The organism is Paraprevotella clara YIT 11840, assembly GCF_000233955.1.
Classification (GTDB): domain Bacteria; phylum Bacteroidota; class Bacteroidia; order Bacteroidales; family Bacteroidaceae; genus Paraprevotella; species Paraprevotella clara.
On the sequence record NZ_JH376739.1, the window covers coordinates 1 to 502 of the forward strand.

Below are 502 nucleotides of genomic sequence, written 5' to 3' on the forward strand. Positions count from 1 at the left end.
AAGAAGTAGAGGTATGGACATTGCAGCGAGAAATAGCACTTGAAGAGTAAAAAATGTGGAATTATTTTTGGTAGTTACAAAAATAGTTGTATTTTTACACCCTTGAAAAAATGAATTAATAACTAAATACTCAGAATATTATGGAAGAAAATATAAGAGTGCGCTATTCTGATAAAGAATTAGAAGAATTTAAAGCGATTATAGAAGAGAAAATAAAAAAGGCTCAGACAGACTTAGAACTTATCCGCAGTTCGTATATGAACAGCGCTACTAATGGTACTGACGATACATCGCCTACCTTTAAGGCTTTTGAAGAAGGCTCGAAGGTAACGAGCAAAGAAGAGAATACGGCATTGGCCATTAGACAAGAGAAGTTTATTCGCGACCTTAAGAATGCGCTTGTCCGCATAGAGAATAAGACTTATGGTATCTGTCGCGTAACAGGTAAACTGATAGACAAACGTCGCTTGATGGCGGTGCCCCACGCTACCCTAAGCATTGA

The 502-nt window shown here is 37.5% G+C and carries 1 protein-coding gene; it reads left to right on the plus strand.

Annotated features, from left to right (window positions below; all coding sequences use genetic code 11):
* Positions 1-140: 140 nt before the first annotated feature.
* Positions 141-502, plus strand: a 362-nt coding sequence (locus tag HMPREF9441_RS17360; protein WP_008623881.1) for a TraR/DksA family transcriptional regulator, incomplete at its 3' end; no start/stop codon positions are given.